Annotated in this window: 18 protein-coding genes; 5 read left to right on the top strand and 13 right to left on the bottom strand. The window is 48.3% G+C overall.

What is annotated here, in order from left to right:
• Positions 1 to 77: 77 nt before the first annotated feature.
• Both DESPODRAFT_RS06990 and murA read right to left on the bottom strand, forming a co-directional pair.
• Entirely contained in the window at positions 78 to 2,504 is a 2,427-nt protein-coding gene (locus DESPODRAFT_RS06990) for a DNA internalization-related competence protein ComEC/Rec2 (RefSeq protein ID WP_040016231.1), read from the bottom strand.
• A gap of 58 nt (positions 2,505 to 2,562) precedes the next feature.
• Positions 2,563 to 3,822 (bottom strand): UDP-N-acetylglucosamine 1-carboxyvinyltransferase, encoded by a 1,260-nt coding sequence (gene murA / locus DESPODRAFT_RS06985; protein WP_004072415.1) that lies wholly within the window; start codon positions 3,820 to 3,822, stop codon positions 2,563 to 2,565.
• A gap of 174 nt (positions 3,823 to 3,996) precedes the next feature.
• Here murA and DESPODRAFT_RS06980 point away from each other — a divergent pair, with 174 nt between their 5' ends.
• Positions 3,997 to 5,001 carry an NAD-dependent epimerase/dehydratase family protein gene (locus tag DESPODRAFT_RS06980; RefSeq protein WP_004072414.1) on the top strand — a complete coding sequence of 335 codons (1,005 nt, stop codon included), beginning with the start codon at positions 3,997 to 3,999 and terminating at the stop codon, positions 4,999 to 5,001.
• Complete coding sequence (locus tag DESPODRAFT_RS06975; RefSeq protein WP_004072413.1) at positions 4,998 to 5,981, top strand: MraY family glycosyltransferase; 984 nt, start codon at positions 4,998 to 5,000, stop codon at positions 5,979 to 5,981. The genes DESPODRAFT_RS06980 and DESPODRAFT_RS06975 overlap by 4 nt, the downstream gene beginning before the upstream one ends.
• A gap of 48 nt (positions 5,982 to 6,029) precedes the next feature.
• On the opposite strand, the gene DESPODRAFT_RS06970 is transcribed toward DESPODRAFT_RS06975, so the two are convergent.
• Together DESPODRAFT_RS06970 and DESPODRAFT_RS06965 are read right to left on the bottom strand one after the other, a co-directional pair.
• Positions 6,030 to 6,953 carry a lysophospholipid acyltransferase family protein gene (locus DESPODRAFT_RS06970; RefSeq protein WP_004072412.1) on the bottom strand — a complete coding sequence of 308 codons (924 nt, stop codon included), beginning with the start codon at positions 6,951 to 6,953 and terminating at the stop codon, positions 6,030 to 6,032.
• Positions 6,954 to 6,966: 13 nt separating this feature from the next.
• The gene (locus DESPODRAFT_RS06965) at positions 6,967 to 7,698 is read right to left on the bottom strand and encodes a glycosyltransferase family 2 protein (RefSeq protein WP_004072411.1); all 732 of its coding nucleotides are present in this window, start codon (positions 7,696 to 7,698) and stop codon (positions 6,967 to 6,969) included.
• A 15-nt stretch (positions 7,699 to 7,713) separates the two neighbouring features.
• Between DESPODRAFT_RS06965 and DESPODRAFT_RS06960 the strand changes: the two genes are divergently transcribed.
• On the top strand, positions 7,714 to 8,136 hold the full coding sequence (locus DESPODRAFT_RS06960; RefSeq protein WP_245532034.1) for a hypothetical protein: 423 nt from the start codon (positions 7,714 to 7,716) through the stop codon (positions 8,134 to 8,136).
• Here DESPODRAFT_RS06960 and DESPODRAFT_RS06955 read toward each other — a convergent pair.
• The 8 genes from DESPODRAFT_RS06955 to DESPODRAFT_RS06920 form a co-directional block, all read right to left on the bottom strand.
• Complete coding sequence (locus tag DESPODRAFT_RS06955) at positions 8,133 to 8,615, bottom strand: acyl-CoA thioesterase (protein WP_004072409.1); 483 nt, start codon at positions 8,613 to 8,615, stop codon at positions 8,133 to 8,135. The two genes, DESPODRAFT_RS06960 and DESPODRAFT_RS06955, sit on opposite strands and share 4 nt — an antisense overlap.
• A 4-nt stretch (positions 8,616 to 8,619) precedes the next feature.
• Positions 8,620 to 9,885: a beta-ketoacyl-[acyl-carrier-protein] synthase family protein gene (locus DESPODRAFT_RS06950; protein WP_004072408.1), complete on the bottom strand. Its 1,266-nt coding sequence runs from the start codon at positions 9,883 to 9,885 to the stop codon at positions 8,620 to 8,622.
• 18 nt (positions 9,886 to 9,903) lie between these two features.
• Positions 9,904 to 11,154: a beta-ketoacyl-[acyl-carrier-protein] synthase family protein gene (locus tag DESPODRAFT_RS06945; protein WP_004072407.1), complete on the bottom strand. Its 1,251-nt coding sequence runs from the start codon at positions 11,152 to 11,154 to the stop codon at positions 9,904 to 9,906.
• Entirely contained in the window at positions 11,127 to 11,969 is an 843-nt protein-coding gene (locus tag DESPODRAFT_RS06940) for a lysophospholipid acyltransferase family protein (RefSeq protein ID WP_004072406.1), read from the bottom strand. The genes DESPODRAFT_RS06945 and DESPODRAFT_RS06940 overlap by 28 nt, the downstream gene beginning before the upstream one ends.
• Positions 11,969 to 13,204 (bottom strand): beta-ketoacyl-[acyl-carrier-protein] synthase family protein, encoded by a 1,236-nt coding sequence (locus DESPODRAFT_RS06935; RefSeq protein WP_004072405.1) that lies wholly within the window; start codon positions 13,202 to 13,204, stop codon positions 11,969 to 11,971. The genes DESPODRAFT_RS06940 and DESPODRAFT_RS06935 overlap by 1 nt, the downstream gene beginning before the upstream one ends.
• Positions 13,205 to 13,210: 6 nt before the next feature.
• On the bottom strand, positions 13,211 to 14,599 hold the full coding sequence (locus DESPODRAFT_RS06930) for an AMP-binding protein (RefSeq protein WP_004072404.1): 1,389 nt from the start codon (positions 14,597 to 14,599) through the stop codon (positions 13,211 to 13,213).
• A gap of 344 nt (positions 14,600 to 14,943) precedes the next feature.
• A complete protein-coding gene (locus tag DESPODRAFT_RS06925) occupies positions 14,944 to 16,014 on the bottom strand; it encodes a cytochrome c3 family protein (RefSeq protein ID WP_004072403.1) in 1,071 nt (356 codons plus the stop codon).
• Positions 16,015 to 16,248: 234 nt separating this feature from the next.
• The gene (locus DESPODRAFT_RS06920) at positions 16,249 to 17,349 is read right to left on the bottom strand and encodes an SAM-dependent methyltransferase (RefSeq protein WP_004072402.1); all 1,101 of its coding nucleotides are present in this window, start codon (positions 17,347 to 17,349) and stop codon (positions 16,249 to 16,251) included.
• Between the two features lie 305 nt (positions 17,350 to 17,654).
• On the opposite strand from DESPODRAFT_RS06920, the gene DESPODRAFT_RS06915 reads away from it, so the two are divergent.
• Positions 17,655 to 18,104 (top strand): archease, encoded by a 450-nt coding sequence (locus DESPODRAFT_RS06915; protein ID WP_004072401.1) that lies wholly within the window; start codon positions 17,655 to 17,657, stop codon positions 18,102 to 18,104.
• A gap of 30 nt (positions 18,105 to 18,134) precedes the next feature.
• Complete coding sequence (locus tag DESPODRAFT_RS06910) at positions 18,135 to 19,586, top strand: RtcB family protein (RefSeq protein WP_004072400.1); 1,452 nt, start codon at positions 18,135 to 18,137, stop codon at positions 19,584 to 19,586.
• A 128-nt stretch (positions 19,587 to 19,714) separates the two neighbouring features.
• Here DESPODRAFT_RS06910 and DESPODRAFT_RS06905 read toward each other — a convergent pair whose 3' ends face one another.
• Positions 19,715 to 21,991 (bottom strand): tetratricopeptide repeat protein, encoded by a 2,277-nt coding sequence (locus DESPODRAFT_RS06905; protein ID WP_004072399.1) that lies wholly within the window; start codon positions 21,989 to 21,991, stop codon positions 19,715 to 19,717.
• Positions 21,992 to 22,094 lie beyond the last annotated feature (103 nt).

Below are 22,094 nucleotides of genomic sequence, written 5' to 3'. Positions count from 1 at the left end.
AGGCTTTGACGCTTGCATTCTACGAACATCAGACCGGATAAAATAAAAATAAAAGAAAAATAAATATAATACACGCGTTAAAATTTCCTATGGGTTTTAATGGTATAACCAATACCGTCAGACTGCAGTGTAACAGCGCCCATCAGATCCGTTCGAAAAATTGAGATCCTTTTTTGCAAATACCGCTGGAAAACTCTCCGGCAGGGGAACTTATGTCTGTTCATATAACCGCATGATATTATAACTCCTGACGGGCTGACTTGATCAAGAAAAAGTTCACTTGAACTGGAACAACTGCCATGGTGGGGGGACATAAGAATATCTGATTTGAGACTAAAATTTTCTGCATGTATAAGTTCCCTTTCTCTTTTTTCTTCAATATCGCCTGGAAAGAGCATGGAAAAGGATAAAAAATCAAGTCGGGTAACAAGACTGTTGTTATTAACGTTATCAGATAATTGCGGACTTTTTCCGCCAATAATACTTATTTTAACCTGATCCCACGAAAACCGCCAGGGGTCAGGACCCGGGACATGAATTTTAATATCTTTTTTTTCAGCGATATCCATCAGATTTTTAAAAAAAACAGATGAGAGCATCTCATGATTTTTTATCCATTGTCTGACCCCAAAGTTTTCAAAAATAAAATAAAGGCCATTCATATGATCACTGTCCGGATGTGTCAGAATAACGGCATCAAGAGATAGAATCCAGCGCTTCCACAAAAAGGGGCCCACAATATACCGGCCGGTGTCAAAACTGGAACCTGAGCCAAATCCGCCGGCATCAATGAGCAGGGTTTTTCCGTCAGGCGTAATGATAACAGAGGCATTCCCCTGCCCTACATCCAGGGTGTGCACCACAAGTTTTCCGGGATAAAATCTTTTCAACATCCCCTGGCCTGTGGATACCATGCCGGCCGCAGTCAGAAGAAAGGTCAGATATATCGCACCCTTGTTCTTTTCCATGATTGCAAATCCAAGGCAAAGTATCAGTGCATAATATATTATAATTTCAATTGGCCGTGGTGTGACGACCCTGGCCCAGGTCCAGTCGAAACCGGCAATCCAATGAATACCCTGAAGACAATATGAAAGAATGTGGATATCTAAAGTTAAAAAAAGGTCGGAGAGGCCAGGCAAAAGATCCATAAACATCAGGCCTGCCAATCCCAGGGGAAGCCCTAAAAAACCGATGACAGGAATCATGACAAGGTTGGTCCCCACCTGGACCATGGGAAACATATTAAAATAAAACGCTGTCACAGGGGCTGCGCCGATCCCTGCAAACACGGTTGTCAAAATCATTAAACAAATTCTTTTAATCCATTTATTCTCGGGTATGCCCAAAGTCCGTCCAAGGAACATAAAGCCCGAGATAATAAAAAAAACACAAACAAATGAGAGCTGAAAAGAGATCGAAAACAAGGTACCGGGATCAATAAAAAGAATTAGACTTGCGGCAAAGTAAAGGGTGTTTAAAGGATCTTTTTCCTTTTCAATGAGAAAAGAGGTTAAAAAAACCGCTGTCATGATCAACGCTCTTTGGGTCGATGGTGAGAACCCGGCAAAAAAAGCATAGGCCGTCAAAGGCAAGAGCGTGAGAATGCCTGCTGCTTTTTTTGCATGGCCTGTTATGACAAAAGACGAGTGCTGATTTAATATAAATATAAAAACAGAAAAAAAACCAAATCCGACAAGAGACATGTGCAAACCCGAGACAGCTAAAATATGAGAAAGACCTGCTTTGGAAAAATTATCACGGGTTTTTTCATGAATCATCTCTTTTTGCCCTGTAACCAGTGCTGTAAGCACAGCCCCGGCCTGGTTGGAGAAAAAATCAGGCTGCCTCTCATCTGTGTTTTGGAGGGCTTTTGCAACATTGTCGGAAAAGCGTTCCCGGGTCCTTTGCAGAAATCGCATGCCCCGGGCAAATAAACTGCCGTCAACCCTGCCTGTATGTACAATGGTGTACGAATTGGCGTAAATGGTGCCGGTTATACCTTCAAGACGCATCCGAAATTCATGATCATACCCCCCGGGGTTGGAAAAATTTCGTATGGCTCTAATTTTTGACGTAACGATAATATGTTCCCCAAAACGCAGGGATGATACAGGTTGCTTTAAAGGATCATGATATATGGTTAAAATCAATTTTCCAACAGCGGTATCCGTACCGATGCTGGTACAATTTATGGTGTATCTGGTTTTATCTGGATATTTTTTAGGAAGAGAATTAATTATACCTGAAATCGGGTAAGTTTCACCATTGCAAAACCTGATGACATGTTGATCAGAATAATCTGGAGCGCAGATGCCTGCCATGCGGAATGCAGTCAAGCTAAAAACTGCAAGACATGATAAAAAAATAAATTTATCAGGTTTGAAAAGAATAAAGATAGTTGCGGCAGGCAGACACACCGCAATAAAATATATCCAGGGTGCAACCGGTGCCCAACTACCTGCTATGGCACCGGTTGCAAAGCAGAGGAAGATAAAGAGCATTGGCGCAAGGGTTAGCTTATGCCGTATGTCCACTTATGCCCTCCTTGGATGGGGGGTGTCAGGATGAAATTCTCTTAATATCTGCGCCCAGACCTTCAAATTTCTTTTCAATGCTCTCATAACCCCGGTCCATATGATAAACACGACTGATGACAGTGGTTCCTTGAGCAATTAAGGCTGCAATCACAAGGGAGGCACTGGCACGAAGGTCCGATGCCATTACAGGCGCACCCTGAAGATGAGACACGCCGCGGACGTTGGCGATATTCCCGCCGGAAATTTTGATATCAGCACCCATGCGCAGAAGTTCGTTTGCGTGGATAAATCGGTTTTCAAAAATGGATTCATGAATCACGCTGTTCCCCTGAGCAATAGTCATCAGCGCCATGAACTGGGCCTGCATATCAGTGGGAAATCCCGGGTACGGCAGGGTTTTTATGTCAATATTTTTGATAATTTCACTGCCTTTAATATGTATTCTGTCCTCAAAGGCGTCAACAATTGCCCCTGTGGCCCTAAGTTTATTGATAACGCCGCCTAAATGATCAGGTATACAGTCTCGGATAAGCACATCTCCCATAGTTGCTGCGGCAGCCACCATAAACGTGCCGGTTTCGATCCGGTCCGGTATTACACGACAGTTCGCACCATGAAGGCGACTCACCCCTTCAATGATGATAATGGGGGTACCCGCACCCGTGATGTTTGCCCCCATCCGGTTTAATGCGTCGGCCAGGCATACAATTTCAGGTTCCCTTGCCGCATTCCTCAATTTGGTTTGTCCTTTGGCTAAAACGGCGGCCATCATAAGATTTTCCGTACCGGTCACCGTGGGGATGTCAAAATAGATTTCATTTCCGGTAAGCCCCCCTTTAGCCGTTGCTTCAATGTATCCGCCGGCAATTGAGATGGTGGCACCTAACGCCTCAAGACCGGAAAGATGCATATTCACAGGACGGGCGCCAATGGCACACCCTCCGGGCATGGAAACCTTGGCCCGGCCGAACCTTGCCACAAGTGGGCCTAATACCAGAATAGAGGCTCTCATCTTTCTGACCAGTTCATACTCAGCCTCTATTTTATCGATTCCGGACGCATTAACAGTAAATGTATGACCCTTAAACTCACATAACGCCCCAAGATCTTCAAGAAGCATCTGTATTGAGGAGATGTCCATCAGGCGGGGTACATTTTCAAACGTGGAAACCCCATCCACGAGAATACTTGATGCAATAAGTGGAAGCGCAGCATTTTTGGCGCCGCTGATCAAGACCTCACCTTTTAGCTGCCGGCCTCCGTTGATTTGTATTTTATCCATTAAATAATTTCATTCCTGACTTGAAAGGAGGATTAATCATTGAAAAAACGCTGACAATAATCCATATTACCATCTTAACTATTTATAAATATTGGCGTCTTTTAGCATATAATATTAAGTTTTAAAACATGTTTTAAGGATGTAGTTTTTTTTAAGGATTCTGACTTTAAAATTATGCAAAACAGATATAGCGGTTCCGCGATAAAAACCGTACTTGTTACAGGGGCAACAGGTTTTCTTGGCTGGATGATCTCAAAGAATTTATGCCGATATGGTTATCAAGTTATTGGCACCGGCCGCTCGGAAAACCCGGCGCACAAGGGCGTAAAAAATTTTGAATACATCAAAGCCGATATTTCAGATACAACAACGCTGGATAAGATCTGTCATGACAAGCAACCGGATGTGATTGTTCACTGTGCAGGAATTGCTCACCAAAAGATGTTTCGGCCCCTGCCGGATACCTTGTATGACAAAATTAATTATCATGCCGCAGTGAATCTTGCCCAAATCGGCGGAAAAACCAATCCAAACCTTTATTTTATTCTTTTGTCTTCAATCTGTGTATATGGTGAGAATGGCAATATTAATGTTGATGAAACGGATCAATGCAATCCGACCAGTGCCTATGCAAAAAGCAAACTGAAAGCGGAAATCAGACTTAACGCCTTATTTGAAACCGGATGTATCAGAAAACTCGATATTCTCAGATTAGCGCCGGTTTATGCAACTGACCGGCGCATAAATTTAGAAAAACGGATCTGTGCACCTGGAAAATTGTTTTATTTTAAATATGGCTCGGGCCAACAAAAACTTTCTGTTCTTGCGCGAAAAAATTTGGTTGATTTTATCCGATACCGTATTTCGATTGACAATGCAACGCGTACCGGCAGTATTATGAATATCTCTGATCCTGAACCCTGCTCTTTTAATGAGATGATCCGCCTTATGAACTTCGGGCCAACTGGTCACAAAAAGCCTGTGTTTACAATCCCATTACAATCAATTAATATAGCAAGCCAAATAGCACGGTTTTGTTTTCCCACTAAAAAACAATTCATCTCTTCCTGCCACCATAAACTTGTCCGGGATATAGTAATCAACAATCAACGCATGTTGGAATCAGGATTCAAACCCAAATACACAATAGAAAACATATTGCAAAAAAAATACGAATGAAAGAAATTATATTACTATTTTTATGCTTTTTTTTAGGCATTGCAGGCGCGTGGACGCTTATCCGGCTTGGGGAACAAATCGGCATGACGGATCTTCCGAACGAAAGAAGTTCCCATAACAAAAAAGTCTGTAAAGGGGGCGGCATCGGCATTCTTTTCGCGATTATGATCGCGTCATTTTTTCTAAAAATAGCTCATTTTTTATGGTTACCAGCCCTGGGGATTTCTCTTGCAAGCCTATGGGGTGGAGATCGCTACAAACTCACTGTAAAACAGCGGTTATTTGTTCATTTTGGTTGCGGCATATACTTTCTTTTATTTTTATCTGAAACCATAAAAATTGGGGGTGATTTTTATTTGCTGAGTATTCCTCTGGCCCTCCTATTTATTGTAGGTACTTCAAATTTTTACAATTTTATGGACGGAATTGATGGAATTGCGGGAATAACCGGTCTTGTTGGTTTTCTTTTACTGGCAAATTACGGCATACGTATCCATGCGGCCCCCAATTATATTACCTTTTGTGTTTGTATCTGCGCTTCTTGCATCGGGTTTCTTTTTTTTAATTTTCCAAGGGCAAAAGTCTTTTTAGGAGATGTCGGCAGCATTTTAATAGGGTTTGTTTTTTCCTGTTTGACCATTGTACTGGCCAATTCCGCAATGGATTTTTTAATTATGGCTGGATTTATATTTCCATTTTATATTGATGAGATATCTACGATGGTGATCCGCATAAAAGATAGAGAGTCTCTTATTCTTGCTCATCGACGACATTTATATCAATTGCTGGTTAATGAAATGGAAACCCCTCATTGGCTTGTTTCAGTAGGATATGGAATTTTCCAAGCCATTGTCGGCTTGTCACTCATGACGGTTAAACCCTTGGGAGTATCGGCTATATTTTCAACCTACTTCATATATTCAATGTTATTTATAGTAATATCTTTGTTGGTCCGTTCTAAGGCTCACGCCTATAAATGACATAAGAATGAGGTTGGTTTCTATCCCTGCTGCTCTCCCGGAGAGAATTTACTGAATTTTTATTTTTACATTGCCCTGATCGTACTGCCCACTATCATCCACAAGAAACGGATCAAAATGGTACCATTCATAGGGATGTTCACGCAGGGTCTTTTCCAGCATGCCGGCATAAACCCCCGCCGATTGCGCAACAGCACAACTGCGTTCTTCCCGTGATGGGCAGGCAATACGGATGGGATCGGAGAACATAAACCGATAGGTTCCGGGAGCGGTGCGAAAGGTAAAAAAAACAAACAAAGGGGCTTTGGAGAGCAGGGCAAAGACATGGGGGAACTCAGGAATCCGTGCGGTTTTTCCTAAAAATGGAACACTGACCGATCTTTGATCCGGGTGCCACAGCTTATCCCCGGTCAAAGAGACCACCCCGCCGGACTTTAGAAAACGGATACCCTCTACAACATCAAGGGGAGAGCCCCCGGAGGGTTCAACAGCAACAATGCGGATGCCTTTGTCATTGAGTTCCTTTTTCTGGACAGATTCAATCTGTTCTTTGGCTTTGGACCCCATATAAAGGAGCAGCTTGAGATCCTTTCGCTTTTTTGCCATAAGGCTTGCGGCCACATCCCAATTGCCCATGTGTGACATGAGGACTATGGCGCCGCGCCCATTGTCCAGTGCTTCTTCAAACCCCTGCCAGCCCGTGGAGGTAAAACGGATATTGTCCTGCTCTCCGGGCCTGATCCGGTCCATAAATACAGTGGTAAAATTCTGGTATTGGCGCCAGACGCATTGCCAATGAAACAGACGGCCTTTGCCGGGAAAAAGAGCGCTGTAAAACCCGGCATTCACCGCAGCCCTGCCCGGAAAAATGAAAAAATAGCCCGCCGCAATGATCCGGGAGACCAGAGTAAAAATCCAGGGACCCAACCAGCGTGACAATACAATGAGTACTTTATAGGTCAAAGCCTTCACAAAAAAGACCCCTCTAAACCAAACCAATGATACGCCGGAAGACCAACCGGCTGAATGTGGCACTGTTGCGTAAAAAATCAATAACGGGATGAAAATGGGAGACCCTGTCCGCAGGATATGCGACACGGATGGGCACTTCAATAACGGCAATTTTATTTCTGTGGGCCTTAACCAGCACCTCCACTTCAAATTGATACCGCCTGGATCGGGTTTTCAGGTTCAGGGTTTCCGACAGCGGGTAGATGCGGAACCCACTTTGGGAATCCCGGAGGCCGGGACCGCCCGATGCCGTGATCCACAGGTTTGAAAACCGTCTGCCCATGCGGCTTGTCCATGGAACAGACGCATTCTCCATCTGTTTTCGATACCCAATGATCAATGCTTTTTTTCCCTTTGGGACTGCAGCAATCATGGCCAGGGCATCCTTGGGAAAATGCTGGCCGTCAGCATCCATGGTTATGGCAAAATCAGCCATTTCAGCCGCAACCCGGAATCCGGTCATCAGGGCGGCGCCCTTGCCAAGATTGTGTTCATGGGTAATCACGCGGATTCCCGGGATCCCTTGAAGCCGTTTCGGGGTGATGTCCGTGGAGCCGTCATCCACAACAATAACCGGCAATCCAAGCGTCACCGCCTCAAGCACCACCGCTTTGACTTTTACGCCATGGTTATACACAGGGATCACCACGGCAAAACGGCGCTCCGGAGTTTCCCGGCACCCATTTATCCTGGCTTTGGCATCCACGTATTTCCTCCTTGTGTGGATAATTTAGATCAAAGTAAAAAATTTAATTTTACCGTAACCCCAATTATCGGGTATAAATCGGTCATGGTGACCCTGCTCAATAAAATTTCCAACACCCCTTTTGTCCGCAATGCCATTGAAGACAAAGCAGATTTACGTGCTTTTCGTGAAAAGCCCTCTTTTAGAGTACTGGCCGGTGTCTCTGCCATTGCCTTCAGCTATGTTTTAGGCTGGCCCATGGTCGGTCTGATGGGCATTATCTCTCTGAAAACAGGAAATCCCTGGTTCGCCGTTATCGGCGGTCCCGCATTTTATGCTCTTTCCCACCTGGTTTTCATGGCCGGCATGGTCCTTTCCGGGGCCGAATACTCCCTGATTTTCCTTCGCTGGCTGACAAGAGTCACCATGGAGTCACTCATTGAGAGGTTCGGTACTTAGGATTTCGGAAACTGTGTCCATACCCGGACTGTTTTCTCATCCACGCCAACGGGTATGCCCTGGGCATTGGTGGCGCAATGACGGGTATAGCCCTTGCAGATCATCTGGTCATAGGTCTGGCTTGTGATCACATAGTCAAACTGAAGCTTAACCCGTTCCAAGCCGGCAGGCCGGGTATGGATCCACATCAGGTCATCATAAAACAGCGGCGCAAAATAGTTCAGCTTGGTCTCAATGATGGGATAGACAAACCCGCTCTCTTCAATCTCCCGGTAGGGGTAGGCGATATCCCGCATTAAAGCGGCCCTGCCCTGCTCAAAGAATCTTAAATAATTGGCATGGTAAACCACCCGGGAGCGATCCGTGTCTGCATAAAGGGTTCTATGGCTGGTTCTGTGCCAGAAAAGACCTGTGGTCAGATCCTTTACATAGGGCGTATTTTCATCTGTAATTTCAGGTTTAAACGGTTTGGGTTTCATACTGTTATACCCCTTTGAATACGATGCAGCAATTGGTTCCGCCAAACCCGTAGGCATTGGACAAAAGAAAAGAGTGCGGGTGAGCCCTGAAGGTATCCGGCACAACATCCAGGTCGTCAAAATCAGGGGTCGGACAATGGTTGATGGTGGGAAGCACCATGCCCATCTGCATGCCTTCAATGCTCAATGCAGCCTCAATGGCGGCTGCCGCCCCCAGGGTGTGACCGATCTGGGACTTGTTGGATGATACGGGAATCTGTCCTAAATGGTGCCCGAATACCTGCCTTAAACAGTCGGCCTCTGACAGGTCCCCCTTAAACGTGGAGGTGCCGTGGGCATTGATGTACTGGATATCTTGGGGTGCAATTTGCGCATCCTCAATGGCCTGGTGCATGGCCCGGACAATGGTCTCAACATTGGGACTGGTAAAATGAAAGGCATCCGAGGTCCAGCCCACGCCGGCCACTTCGGCCCGGGGTTTAAGACCGTGGGCTTTTACCACCTCTTCTGCGGCCAGCACCAGCACGCCACACCCTTCGGAGAGCACCATGCCCTTGCGGTCGCAGCTGAACGGACGGCTGGCCTGGCCGGGGTCATCATAGGCCCGGTCCTCGGGAGTGACTTTTATGGTGGCCCCCATATTGGCAAAACCCTGAATGATTTCCGGTACCAGAGGCGTGTCCACGCCGCCTGCCAGCACAACGTCCACATCACCGTCCCGGATCATCCTGGCCCCCATGCCGATGGCATGGTTGCCCGAGGCACACGCCCCCTGGGGGGAGAACAACGGCCCTGTAAAGCCTAAATCAATACCGGCCTTGCTTGCCGGCATGTTTCCGCACAGGTTGGGCAAAAGATAGGGGCTGACCCGCAAAGGACCTGCATTGGCATATTTCTCCGAGGCAATCCTGAAGGCATCCATACCGTTCAGGGCGGAGCCGATCAGACAGGCGGTCCGCCGACCGATATCGGGTTCCATGACAAGACCTGCATGAGCCAGCGCCTCCCGGCACACGGCCACGGTCAACAGCACAAACGCCGCATTCCAGTTATGGGCCTCTTTTTTTTCAAACATCCCGCTTGCCACCGGATCCCAGTCCGGGATTTCTCCGACCACATTGCTCAGGGTTTTCACCTCACACCGGGTAATCCTTCTAAACCCTGCTTTACCGGCCACAGCATTTTCAAAGGTCAGATCAAAGGTTGCCCCCAACGGGGTGGCCGCCCCGTACCCCAGGACAAAAACCCGCCTGTTCATTGGTGCTTTCATGGTCTTATCTCTATTCTTTCAGCATTTTTGCAGTACAATGCAGGCATTGCATCCGCCAAATCCAAATGCATTTTTTAACACATACGGCTGGTCCAGGCATCTTGCATTGTCTGTCACACAGTCAAACACCATGTCAGGATCAGGGTCATAATTAATGGTGGGGGGGATTTTCCCGCCAATCATCCCCTGGACGGCAAAAATGGTCTCAATGGCGCTGGATGCGCCCATGGCGTGGCCCATCATGGATTTATTGGCTGTCACCGGCGGAATCTTTTTGCCGAATACGGCACAAAGCGCATCATACTCCACCTTGTCTCCCACCTGGGTGGAGGTGGCGTGGGCATTGATACTGGAAACCGCACTGGGAGCAATCCCGGCATGGGCAAGGCTTAACTCCATGCACCGTGTTACCGTAGGCAGGTGGGGGGCCACCACATGGTGGGCATCCGAGGTCATGCCCCACCCGGCAAGGGCCACCTGATACCTCAAGCCCCAGCTTTGGGCAAACTCCCGGGCAGCCAGGATCACGGCGCCGGCCCCTTCGGAGACCACGAACCCCCGCCGATTGCTGGAAAAAGGACGGCTCGCCGCCTGGGGCGGGACGTTTTCCCCGGGCTTTGGATAAAAGGTACCGTTCATGGTGGCAAACCCGGCAATAATGGCGGGCACCAGGGCAAAATCGACCGCACCGCAGATGGCCACATCGCACAGGCCCTGCTCAATGAACATGGCACCGATGATCATGGAGGTGGACCCTGTGGCACAGGCCGAGATGGTTGCGGTGATGGGGCCGGTGGCGCCGGTGAGGATGGAAACCTTGCCTCCCACCATATTGATGCAGGCATTGAGATTGGTAAAGGGCTTGGGCAGGCGGTTCTCCTTCACCAGTCTTCGGTCCGCCTCCAGAGCGGCATCCAACCCGCCCAGGGCGGAACTGTAGGTGATGGCGGTTCTGGGGGCAATGTCAGGGGTGATCTCAATCCCGCTTCGCGCAATGGCCCGGGATGTGGTCAGCATGGCATGCTTGAAAATGGGCGACGTCCACTTGGCGCGTTCCCTGGGATTTAGAAAAGGATAGTCCAGATCCTCGATGCTCTCGATTTCTCCTGCAATACGCACCGGAAAGTTGTCATCCATGGGAAACCGGGTCAGCGGACCAATACCGCTGTCTCCGTTCAGCGCCTTTTCCCAGGCATCAGGAAACCGCGTTCCCAGGGCGCAAACCGCGTCATATCCCAAAATTACGGCTTGTCTGTGTGATGATCCCAAGGAGATGTCCTTTGTTTTTTACTTAAAATCCTTGCGGCCTGTTCCATGAGCCATGCCGTAGAAACCTTTTCTTTATCATAATCCGGCTGGATCGTACCGGCAAGTTCAACGCTGATGGTCCCGGAAAAACCGGTATGAAATAAAAACCGCCCGGGTGTGAACAGTTTGTCGGTATTGCGGATCACCAGCACACTTATGGGTGCGCTGCAAAGCCTTGCCATTTTAAACACACCGCTGTGAAATGCCAGAGTACCCTCTCCGGCGTTGCGGTTCCGGGTGCCTTCGGGAAATACAAAAAAAATCCCGCCCTTTTCAAGAAAGGGGGCAAGGGTTGTGGTCTGCCGCACCATCAGACTGGACAGCCGCCCCGTGGGCATGGACGGGATATACCCTGCCGCCCGTAACACCCAGCCGAACACCGGCACCTTGAAAAAGGTGCTCTTGACAATGGTTTTATGACGCCTGAACAAAGCGATCATCATCAATGGATCCAGATAGGAGACATGGTTGGCCACAATAATGCAGTTTTCAAGATTTTTGACCTCCGGGGCAATATGCAGGCCAACGCCCGGCATAAGCATACGCACCAGAAGAAAAAAACCTCTGTAAAACAGACAATTAAGAGATTGGATAGCCGATTCACGCATGGACGGGCAAAAAAAGACGATCAGGTAAAACGGGGAGAAAAACAGAAGAAATCCAAAAATAAAATAGCCCCAGAGCAGCAGCGTAATGATCAGATCCCGGGTAAAAGAGAGAAAAGTGAACCCCCTGGTTTCCGTTGCATTCACGGCGTTTGAAGATTGAGGGTTCATCAGTTGAATTTTCTCAATATTAAGGCAGTATTCACCCCGCCAAAGGCAAAGTTCTGAACCGACGCCGTATGGATCTTCTCCTCCAGCAACTGCCTTGTATGGTTGATCATGGCACAGGATTCATCCACGGTGTCAAGATTGAGGGTGGCCGGGATAAACCCGTGCTTCATCATCATCAGGGTAATGATGGTCTCAATGGCCCCGCAGGCGGCAATGGTATGGCCCATGTAGCTTTTCAGGGCCGTCACCCGGGGTTTTTCTCCATACACATTATGGATGGCTTTTGCCTCAATGGTGTCACCCTGGCGGGTGGCTGTGGCATGGGCGCTGATGAAATCCACATCCCGGCCGGCGATTTGCGCATCAGCCAGGGCCAGGGTCAGCGTCTGGGTGATCCCGGCCAGGTTGGGCAGAATCATGTCCCCCCCGTTGTTGTTGGAGGCAAACCCCACAACTTCACCCAGAATGGTTGCGCCGCGACGTTTCGCGTGGTCCAGGGACTCCAGCACAAGGGCGCCGGCGCCTTCTCCCACCACCAGACCGTCGCGCAGACTGTCAAAAGGACGCGGAGTGAGGTGGGGGGTGTTGTTGAACCGGGTGGAACAGGCCCGAAGGTTATCAAAAACAGCCACGGTTGAGGTGTCATACTCGTCGGCACCGCCGCACACCATGGCATCCTGCATGCCGAAGCGAATGGTTTCGTATCCGAAACCAATGGACTGGCTGCTGGTGGTGCATGCCGTACAGGGACTGATGACCCGGCCTGATATGCCGAACATCTTTGTAATATTAACGGCCGTGGTGTGGGCCATGGATTTTAAAAAATCGGCCGCATTGATGCCTGGATCACCCTCTTTACGGCCCTTAAAATAGGTTTTCATGATCTCGCGCTGGACAAACGGGCTACCGTGGATGGAGCCGAAAGCCACACCAACCTGTCCCGAGGTCAAAAATTCCTTATCCAGACCCGATTGTTCAATGGCCCGCCGGGCCGACTCGCAGGCAACAAAAGCCACCGGTCCCATGGTTTTTCGATGGTTTCGTTCAAAGTGATATGTCTTGGGATAATCAATGCTGCCATAAACACCGGACTGTATAAACCCGGACAGAAATCCGTCATCTTTAAGCTCTTTAACCCCGGAAATCCCTTGGGTCAGATGCCGGATGATCTCATCATCCGTATCCCCGATGGGGGAGATGACGCCATACCCTGTTATAACGACTCTGCGGTGCATTTTTCCTTAGCCGGCCTCCGGTTCAAACAAGGCCGCAACAGCAGCGCGGTCATACTTGCCGGAACGGGTCATGGGTATTTGATCGACAACCTTGATCCACCGCGGATGGGCTGCCGCTTCAAGGCGACCTGAAAGAAATTGCCGGATATCCCCAGGGGTGCAGTTCCCTTCCACAAACGCACAGATATCAAAGGCCCTGCCCCGGGGAACGGCCTTTGCCAGAACAAGCGCATCCCTGATACCGTCCATTGCCTTTAAAACCGACCCGACCCGGTCCAGGTCAACCCGGAGGCCGGCTATTTTCACAACAGCATCAGATCTGCCAAGGATGGCAAAGCGGTTTACGCAACATTTTTTTACCCTGTCGGGCACCAGATAAAAACCCGCATCATTCCGACTAATTTCAGACGAAATAAAAGGGGAACGGATTTTTAAGGATTCCTCTGCAATACGGGTTTCAATGACATCAAAAGGGGAAAAAAAAGTCTCGCCTCGCCCCCGGCATCTAAAGGCGATGCCGCCGGTTTCTGTTGAACCGTAAACCTCCATCACAAAAACGTTATTGCGTTGGCGAAAATTTCTTTCATCCGCCTCATCCAGTACGCCTGCCGAAGAAAAAGCCAGACGCAGGTTATGACCGGAAAAATCATGATCTTTCAAGGCCCTGAAATGGGCCGGCACGCTGACAAGAATGGTTGCAGCCGTATCCGTCACCGTATTGACAATCTCATGGGGAAATCGGCAGGTTTGATCAACCACCCTTGCGCCTGCCAGCAAAGGGGCAACCACGGAAAACAGCAGACCGTATATATGATAGGGCGGCACCGTGGCGACCACCACGTCATCACAGGAGATCTGATGCTCACCCACATGAAACAGGGCTTCGCCCATGATATTCTCCACGGTCTTTGTCCATATGGTCGGCGTCCCTGTTGAGCCGCCGGTATAAAGTTTAAGCAGGGGCGCACCCGGGTCAATGCCGGCGTTTAAGGGTATGGGAGTACGGCTGTGGCCGTCCGGGGTAACAAAAAGTTCTTTAAACCGATCAGGCAACGTCCTGTCCGGATCCGTCACCACCCATGTATGTTCCGGGTCACTTGCCAGATCCATAAGCGCCCCGTCCGAGATATCATGGGGCAGAATCAATATGGGCCCGCCGGCCAGCGCCGCAACAATTGCGGCAGCTATGACAGCCCGATTCATGGTAAATATGGCAAGGTATCCCCTCTGCGGATGGGTTTCAGGACACCTGTCAAGAATGACGTGGGCCATGGCATGGATATCCCCATAGGTGCATTTCCCGCAAAAAGATCTGTCACGCGCACCGACCATCTTCAAAGTCAAAAGGTCAGCCACGGCCTGTTCAGTCAAACAATGCAATGCATCGATTTTCATAAGTCACTGACCCTTGCAACAAAAAATCCCAGGGGCATTAAAATGCAGGGCAAAAATTCAGATGCAGCCAGGAGATATTTCAAGATATTATACACCCGCAACTTATTATTTTTACACACAAGGCTATAATGAAAGGCCTATGGTAGATAAGAGACTGTGAACTGTCAAGGACAAATCAGGACGCCCTTGGGGTGATTTGCGCGTGCTGCATGTTCCGATTGATTATGGGAAAAAGTGTCTTCCTATCAGCCGAGATGATGGGTTCCGGTAAAGGGATAAGAAAGCATCGTGTGTCGCTGCCGTCCCATACCGGAACCTGAAACAATTGGTTTTGAATATATGCGCTATTCTTCGTATTTGATTTTAACTTTCAATTTTTTCAAATCATCCGGCGTGAAGGGTTCGGCGTAAACTGCCATCTGTACAAGCGGTTTTGTCTTTGGTTCGAACGGCACCCACTGCTCCCCTTTCTTTTCCAAAAAAGGCCAATTCAACAGATCCGGAACAACAGGAATGATTCCTTTGTAAAATTCGAGTTTGCCGTCCTTAAATACGGCCGGGGTAAATGTTTGGGATGACGCAAGTGTTTTGACCGCTTCCGTGCCGTGGCATTGCTCACACTTTCTCCCTTCTTTCATAATTGAATGGGTAAAATAAGGCACGTAAGAAACAAACGGTTCGTTGTTTTTTCCAACCAAGGTTTGCATGGTTCCGCTTGTCACTGTTCCTTTGTACTTTACTAAAAGCAAAAAGTCTTTGGCTTTCATTGCAAAGCTTTTAGGTTTGGATTTTGTCTTGGCAAGTACACCGAAGTGACAATTATAACAGGTCATGGAATTTTGTACATGACAAGCGTTGCATGCCAATTTGCCCTTATGAACGGTATGGGACTTGGTGTCCGGAAGCGCGGGATAATCTTGCGTATCTTTTGTGTGACAGTTTGTGCACGCCGTATCCATTGCGCCGTCCTGTCTCATACTGCTGTAGATTTTTCCATCTCCGTGAACCTCTTTTTTGCTATGACAATCCATGCAGCTCATGTTGCTTGCTGCATGGGCCCCCTGGCATTCATGCAGCTCATCATATTTGCGTGTGGCTTCCTCCCGGGCATGGCATTTAAGACAGGTATCACTTGACCGGGCTATTTCGGTTGAGTAAACAAGGCCTTCTTCTGTTTTCTGAAGATGACAATCATCACAACTTTGCACATGACAGTTCTTACATCCAAGGGAGTTGTACGGTACGCCGCTTATCGCCATGAAACCGTCCTTGGCCTCATACCAATAACGCATGCCTTCACCGGTGTGATGTAAGCTTGAGATAAAACAGCCCTGTTGTTCTTCGGCATGGAGAGGCCCACCGAACAGAATCAGCAAGGATACAAAAAACAGAATAAAACAAAATTTGCACTTCATCTTTTCTTTTTCTCCTTTCTTTTTGTGAATAACGACCAATAGCAAACGGCTTTGCCATAACGAAACATAAGGATCTCAGACCAATTACTAAACGATCGTTCAAATAAACACGCATGATTAGTCTCTCAAATCTCAACAGATTGCGTCAAATTTAATTAGGAGACACAAAAAATTGAGCGAAGTCCTAGTTATGAACTCCGCCCCATATTTTTCAAACTTCAGAGAAAAAGTCAATCAACAATCAGGCAGACAGGCACTATTTGAATTTGTCCGGCATCTTATAAGGGTATGGCCCATTCCAAGGCCGTCATCAACCGATTCAATCCGAAAACCCGCCTTTGTGATGAGAGATTCTATCTGCGAAAACCGGTACATACGGCTGTTCCCATTTGCCATGGCTGTAAAATAGGGTGAAGAATTGATTAGACAATATGCAGCGATTTCATGTTTTTGGCGATCCCAGTATGTATCCAGAATGAACAAGTTGCCTTGGGGGGCCAATGCCTCCTTTGCCCGCTCAAGCAAACTTGAAATCTGCGCCTCGGAAAAACAGACCAGAAACTGACTCATCCATACCGCATCAAAACCGCCGGGAAACGGGGCTTTGGAATCGAGCAGATCACAAATAGGATATTCGGTGATTCTATTGCCGAAACCTTGTGCCGCAATATTCTCTTTTGCTTTGGCAAGCTGCCCGGGCAAATCCATCATAGTGACATGGACATCCGGATTATGGCGAACACATTGGATGGCAAATTTTCCGGTATTTGCGCCGATATCCAGAAGTGACTTCGGTTTAAGGTCAAATACATAGGGTAAGGCGTCGGGAAAGGCAGAGTCACTGTAGAAGTGGTCAAAAGCAAACCAACTTTTTTGAACCTTGGGAGGCAGATGACTTAATGCTTCGTAAATTGTGGACCACTTGCCAAACACTTCCAATCCGGAAGGCTTCCCTGTTGCAATCGCCTGATCCAAGCGAAAAAGTCCCTCATAGCAGACGTCATGGATAAAATCCATGTTCACTTTGGTTAATTCATCATTGAGCAGAAAATGTCCGACATTGGTTAGTCTATAGCAATCATCCTTGATCTCCAGAACATCCTGGCTAAGTCCGGTTTCACAGAGAATGGTCACCCCGTAGCAAGAGACGCCTGTTTGTTCTGCAATCGCTTCGATTTTAAGCCCGGGCTTTCCGGCCGCTTCAATAACTTTGAGAATGTTCAGATCCCTTAGCAGGCGTACCGCTTGGAACACCACAGGTGCAAAGGCAATTTTCTGGGCCTCATAACGTGCCCTGAGCACCTCTTTTTTGCCGGAATCAAATTTTTTATCCACTATTCACCTCATGAAAAAAACTAAGTGATCAAACAAAAACAGCCAAGTGAAAAAACTATCACGAATATAATTTCCTATACAACAGGATCTTTGTCATTTTTTCATTGCCTTATGAACAGTCGATATTTTTTCGATAAACCGGAGCAGACTGCATAATCCGCTCCAACGTGAGGATTCAAAGAAAACCTCCCTAATTAAATTTGATGTTTTTGGAAAACTGGCTTATAAAACAACTATCTACGGGCCGCCCGGCAAGAAGACAGTGTAATGGAGACCATCAACCGGATTATTAAAAAGGGAACATAATGCCGACAAAATCTTTGCCGGAATCCTTTCATGCCTTCTATGATACAGGATTTGAAGAAATGGAGCATACCGCCGACTGTGCCCTTCACGTTTGGGGGCAAAACCTGAACGAGTTACTGCTGAATGCAGCTCGCGGCATGAACAGCCTGATCGCCTTCGATCTTTCCTCTATTCCTGATAATATAGAAAAACAGTTTGAATTGGCGGCCATAGATGCCGAAAGTTTGCTGGTAGAATGGCTAAACGAACTGGCCTATTGGGCTGAAACACAAATGCTCATCTTCCGGCGGTTTGACCTGTACAAGGTCACGCCGACCCATTTACAGGCTGTTATGCACGGCGGTCACGCCTCACGCTTAAAAAAGCATATAAAGGCGGTAACCTATCACAACCTGAAAATTGTCGAGACAAAAAAAGGGGTGGAAGCAACTGTGGTGTTTGACGTATAATCATACGGCAAATTACAAAGAAGGTGTAAAATGATCAGCAGCCATGATTTTAAGCAAATCAACAAATACCTGTACGAAATCCCCAGGTCGTTTCGTGCCGATATGCGCGTGCCGGCCCGGTTTTACGCGGATTCGGAACTGCAAAAGGCTATACAGGGCGATCGAAGTCTGGAACAACTGGTCAATACAGCCACCCTGCCGGGAATTGTCAAGTACGCACTGGCCATGCCCGACATGCATCAGGGATATGGCTTCCCGATCGGCGGCGTGGTCGCCACCCAACTCCCTGATGGAATTATCTCGCCCGGCGGTGTGGGCTATGATATCAACTGCGGCGTGCGCCTGCTGGCAACACAACTGGAAAAAGAAGAAGCAGCCCCTTATCTGGAGGATTTGGCGTCGGCGCTCTACGCCAACTGCCCCAGCGGCCTCGGCAAAGGCGGCCATATAAAGCTTAAGCCGGGTGAACTGGATCTCTTGGTCGTAAAAGGCGCAAAATGGGCCTTGAAACGTGGCTATGCCACCGAGTCCGACCTGGAACGAACCGAAGAGGGTGGCTGCCTGGAGGGCGCCGATCCAGGCAAGGTCAGTGACAGAGCCAAAAATCGAGGCCAGGACCAGGTCGGCACCCTGGGCTCAGGCAACCACTTCATTGAGATAGATATGGTCGACCGGATTTTCGACGAACCGGTCGCCACGCGCATGGGCATCTTCCACAACCAGGTGACCGTCCAGATCCATTCCGGCTCACGCGGCTTTGGACATCAGGTATGCAGTGATTATGTCAAACGGCTTCAAAAAACGATTCAACAATACGGGTTTAGTTTGCCGGACCGGGAACTGGTTTGCGCACCCCTCAGCAGCCCGGAAGGACAAGATTATTTGGCAGCAATGAATGCCGCCGCCAACTATGCCTTTGTCAACCGCCAACTGCTCACCTATCATATCCGCCGCAGCTTTGAACAGGTATTGGCCGGAAAGGTAAAAAATCACCACGTGTACCAGGTGTACGACATCGCTCACAACATGGCCAGAATCGAAGAACACGAGGTAGACGGGCGCCGGATAAAGGTATGCGTTCATCGCAAAGGCGCAACACGCGCCTTTGGCCCCGGATCATCGCTACTGCCCGGGATATACCGTGACATCGGCCAGCCGGTTCTGGTACCCGGCTCAATGGGAACCGCCAGTTGGGTGCTGGTCGGCACGGAAGGTTCCATGACGCAAACCTTCGGGTCGATATGCCACGGGGCCGGGCGAGTAATCAGCCGCAGCAAGGCCAAAAAAGCTGTACGGGGTGCCAAACTGCGCGAAGAATTAGAGGCTTGCGGCATCCATGTGCGGGTCAGCAGCATGTCCGGCCTGGCCGAAGAAGCACCGAGCGCCTATAAAGACGTAGACCGGGTGATCGAGGTGGTTCACGGCGCAGGCATCGCCAAAAAAGTGGCCCGATTGATTCCGCTTGCCGTCATCAAGGGTTAGGGAGATGATAGACTCTCATTAACATTAAAGGTAAATTCCCAACTGGGTTTTATAAGTAACGCTATTTATAATTAGGGCTCACACTCAATTTGTCGTAAAAAAACAAGCCCTAAAGAAAATCAGCCCTGTTAAATCTGCTCAAGAATCTTTCTGGCCTCGTCTGCCCCTTTAAAGTCTTTTTCCAGTTCAAGTGCCCTCTCCAGATATTTCTTTGCATTGATGTAATCCCATTTTTTGTTATAGGCCAGGCCCAGGTGGTAGTTGAAAACGGGATTTTCAGGCTCCTTTTCGACGCAGCTGGAAAACTCTTCAATGGCCGAATCATAGACGCCTTTTTTATAGTAGATCCAGCCTAGGGTATCCATGATGGCCGGAATCTCTCCGCCCAGTTCCTTGGCCTTCCTGGCCATATCCAGGGCCTTGTTCATCTCCTTGTTCCGTTCGGCAAAGAAAAAGGCCAGGTTGTTCAGGGCCGGAACATGTTCCGGATCTAGCTCAAGAACCTTTTTGTAATGTGTCTGGGCCAGATCGTCTTCCCCTTTTTGTTCGTAAAAGGTCCCAAGATAGAAATGGGGAGCGGACTGATCCGGTCGCTGGGCTAACAGATTTTTATATGTCTCAAGCTCTTTTTCATCATTTTTTTCCGAATGAAAGATCTTGGCCAGTGAAAAGTAGGGTTGAATAAATTTCGGATTGTTCTGAATGGACAGGTCAAAGGCTTTTATTGCGGCATCCGTATTTCCAAGGGCCATGAAAAGGTCTCCCCTGAGCCCCTGGATGATGGACACGACAACGGGGGAGGCATCTGCCATGGCGTCAAGATGGGCATCACACCTGTGAAGGGCTGTCTGGTACTCTTTTTGGGTGCTGTACAACCGGATAATGTTGATAAAAACATCCATAAGGTTCGGGTTGATAGCCAGAGCTTTTTCATAGGCATCCAGGGCCTTGTCCGGTTGTTTATCCATGACGTAAAGATTGCCCAGGCTGAACAGGGCAGCCGGGTTCTGCGGATGGGTTTGAATCAGCTCCTCATAAACAGCCCGGGCTTTTTTCATCTCTTTCCGGGCGGCGTAAATATTTCCCTTCAATAAAAGGGCGTTATAGTTTTTGGGACTTAGTTTCAATGCCTCATTGATTTCAGTCTCGGCCAGAAAATAATCTGCCTGCTTGAAATAGATATCTGCCATGATAATCCTGGCTTTGAGGTGGCGGGGATTCTTTTTCAGGGTTTTGGCAAGATAAGAGATGGCCTGATCTGGTTTTCCCTGTTCCAGCAGCACCGATCCCATCAAGAAATTGTACAAAACAGAATCCGGCTCATCTTTTAACAAGGAGAGGAAAATCTGCCCTGCCTGATGCGGTTGTTTCCGGATTATCAGCAATTTTCCTTTAAGAACCTTGGCCTGGGGAAAGTCAGGGCGTACCGCCAATACCTCATCAACCATCTCCTCGGCTTTTTTGTACGCCTTGTGAAGAAAATAAAAATCCGCATACACGGTTTTCAAACCGGCATCGTCCGGATGGACGGCCAGGGCTTTTTTGATAAATTTTTCTGCTTTGTCCGGCTGCTCATTGGCATTGTAGAACCGGGCAATGAGCATATAAGGCAGAGGATTGTCCGGAGCCAGTTCAACCGCCTTTAAGAAGGATGCCTCGGCCAGGTCGTTTTCCTGCCGGTCGGCATGAAAGGTGGCCAGCATGATCCTGGGTTGAACCGCTTCAGGTTTTTGGCGGACCAGGTCTTCTAAAACGATCTGGGCTTTGTCATAGGATTTGTGGGCAAGGTAATACATGAATAATGCCTGACTGATATTCAGATCATCCGGAGTCGCTTGGACGGCCCTTTTCAGGATGGCTTCGGCCCTGGCGGATTCTCCCTGGGCCTCGTATATCCTTGCAAGGAGCAGCATGGCCTTGGTCTGTTTGGGATCCAGCGCAAGAATCCGGTCATAGATGGGTTCCAGGGTTTCCAGTCCCGCTTTTTTGCTGCCCAGAATTCCGGCTTTCAAATAGAGCCCCGTAATGTTGTCCGGATCAGCAGCAAGGACCTGTTCCACTTTTTTTTCCGCCTCAGGCCGTTTATTGGCCAGAAAATAAATCGAGGCCAGCTGGAGTTTGGTTTCAAGATTATCCGGTTCCAGCTGCTCCAGCCGTAAAAATGTGCCAAATGCCTCCTGGACCTTTTTCTGCTTGAGATAGGCCTGGGCCAGAAGATGGTAGGCCTGGGCCGAATCCGGTGTCAGCTTGAGGGCATTTTTCAACTGGATTTCAGCTTTGGCATATTCCTGCTTCTCAAAATAAGCGTTTCCTTCCCGGATAAAGGTGTCGGCTTTTTCCTGTTCGGAAGCACAGCCTTGAAGGGTGATAAAAAAAATCAAAAAAAAGGGTAACAAGCGCTTCATGTTTTCCTCCTGAAAGGTTGGCCCCTTTATTGAGGCAGAGAATGAATAATATTCCTATCATTGCGGTCCGGGTTTTCCAAGCCTCTTTTTTTATGCAATTGAA

Origin of the sequence: Desulfobacter postgatei 2ac9, assembly GCF_000233695.2 — a bacterium.
In the GTDB taxonomy this organism is placed as follows: Bacteria; Desulfobacterota; Desulfobacteria; order Desulfobacterales; family Desulfobacteraceae; genus Desulfobacter; species Desulfobacter postgatei.
This window is presented reverse-complemented; position numbering and strand designations above follow the sequence as displayed.